At 54.2% G+C, this 2,047-nt stretch carries 2 protein-coding genes and 1 pseudogene; all 3 read left to right on the forward strand.

The annotated features are described in order from the left end of the window. Positions 1-148: 148 nt before the first annotated feature. Entirely contained in the window at positions 149-826 is a 678-nt protein-coding gene (locus KGA81_RS29890; RefSeq protein ID WP_095943610.1) for a DUF3313 domain-containing protein, read from the forward strand. 242 nt (positions 827-1,068) lie between these two features. After that, a complete protein-coding gene (locus KGA81_RS29895) occupies positions 1,069-1,527 on the forward strand; it encodes a glycine zipper 2TM domain-containing protein (protein ID WP_095943609.1) in 459 nt (152 codons plus the stop codon). A 231-nt stretch (positions 1,528-1,758) separates the two neighbouring features. Next, positions 1,759-2,047 (forward strand): annotated as a pseudogene (locus KGA81_RS29900) (cell envelope protein); the annotation flags it as partial.

Raw genomic sequence — 2,047 nt, forward strand, 5'->3', positions numbered from 1 at the left:
TGGAACAGACCAAATCCGTGTCGGGCGATCAACTTTCCGGTCAATTCGACAATGCCTGGATTCAAGCCTTGGCCGGCAACATGACCTGGCGATTCTGATGTTTTGTAAACGAAAGAACGACGATTTCTTCCAAGGAGTAAACACCATTATGAATCTGTCCCGAAACCTGCTCATCGGTGCTGCACTGACCGGCGTCTTGTTGAGCGGTTGTACCTCGAAAGTCACTGAGCAAACCCAGTATTCCGGCTTCCTGGACAACTACAACAACTTGCAGGAAGTCAAAACACCCAGTGGTGGAACAGTGATGCGCTGGACCAGCCCGTCCTGGAGTTCGAATGCTTACGACACCGTGGTGTTCAACAAACTGGAGTTCTACCCGGCGCCAAAGCCTAATGAGCGAGTCAATCAACAGACGCTGACCGACATTCAGAACTACATGAGCAGCAGGGCTCAGGCCACGTTGAGTCAGAAATACCGTGTGGTGTCCAACATCTCATCCGCCCCGGCGGGTTCCCGGTCCCTGATCATGCGGGCGGCAATTACCGGGGTCAGTGCCTCCAACGAAGGCATGAAATGGTATGAAGTCGTACCCGTTGCGGCCGTTGTCGGCGCGACACAGGCCGCCACCGGTCACCGCGACCAGGACACCAACCTGTTCATCGAGGCCGAGCTCATCGATGCGAATACCAACCAGACCGTGGCCAGAATGGTGCGCAAGGTGTTTGGCACGACACTGGAAAATGAAAGCCAGCAGGTCACAGCCAAGGACTTCAAGGCTGCAATCGACAAGTTGAACGTCGATCTTTGGGCGTTCATCCGCAGTTAAGCCTCGTTTGAATCGCCAATAGCCATGGCGGTTCAAAAGTGCTCAAGCACAGGATTGCTGGCATGTACCCCTATTCATCGGATCGACTCTTTAGATTGCAAAGACCGTTACTTTTTGCATCTCTGGCCAGTGTACTTACGTTAAGCGCTTGTGCATCTGTCGATGTCCGGACGATCAGTGGGTTCGTGCCATGGAAACGATTCAACTACGCAAGCTAAACACCAATAACGAGGTATACCGCAATGAAATCAATCCTGTTCAAGTTGACGGTCACGTTGATGACTGTACTGGTCAGTGCCTGCTCCGTCGTAGGATCATCCGATGGCGGTGCCGGTGAAACCGAGATTCGCTCAGGCAAGATCGAGCAGATATCGTTAGCGCAGATGCAGACCAATCACGACAGTGGCGTCGGTGCCGTACTCGGCGGCCTTGGTGGTCTCGCTGTCGGCAGCTTGATTGGTCATGGCACCGGCCGCGATGTCGCCATGGTTGCCGGTGCTCTCGCCGGTGCTGCGGGCGGTAATTACGCAGAAAAGAAAAAGTATGACCAACCGATAGAGGCGCAACAGATCATTGTGCGAGTAAGAAACGGCGTGTTGGTATCGGTGACTCAGCCGATCAATCCGTCCTTGGGTAAAGGCATGAACGTTTACATCGAAGGTTCTGGCAATGATGCCCGAGTAGTACCGCAAGGCAGTTAAGGCTACTTGGGGCTTCTGCGCAACGCTGGTCGGTGCGAATCACTTCGGGTTTTGCAGACGTCTCGGTATTTGAAAATGGGTCCATCAAGAGAGGCCCAGGTACAAGCCGCATTACGCTAAAGAATTAAAAATATCAATAAGCGAAGCCATGACCACATGATTACTCACGACAGCAATGCGCTCATGGCTATTGAGGTGAAAATGAACAGGAAGTTTAACAGGGGCTGGACCATGGCTGCGGCGGTCGTCGTCGTGGGTTCAACGCTTTTCACGGGGTGTGCGGGCAAGAACGATCCGATCGCGCAGGCCGACAAGGCGGATGTGGCCAAGGGCGTGGCCGCGCCGAGTCTGGAGCAGACCAAGGCGATCGCCGAGGAAGGCTTTATCTACGGTTTGCCGCTGGTCATGAACTACGCGGTGATGAACGAATTCGCGGTGGACGCCAAGTCCAGCCAGTTCAAGGCCCCCTTCAACCAGCTGTACAACGAGCATCGGGTTTCTACTCCCGCCGATACGGCCG

The sequence above is a fragment of the Pseudomonas sp. A-B-19 genome (assembly GCF_019947515.1).
Taxonomy (GTDB): domain Bacteria; phylum Pseudomonadota; class Gammaproteobacteria; order Pseudomonadales; family Pseudomonadaceae; genus Aquipseudomonas.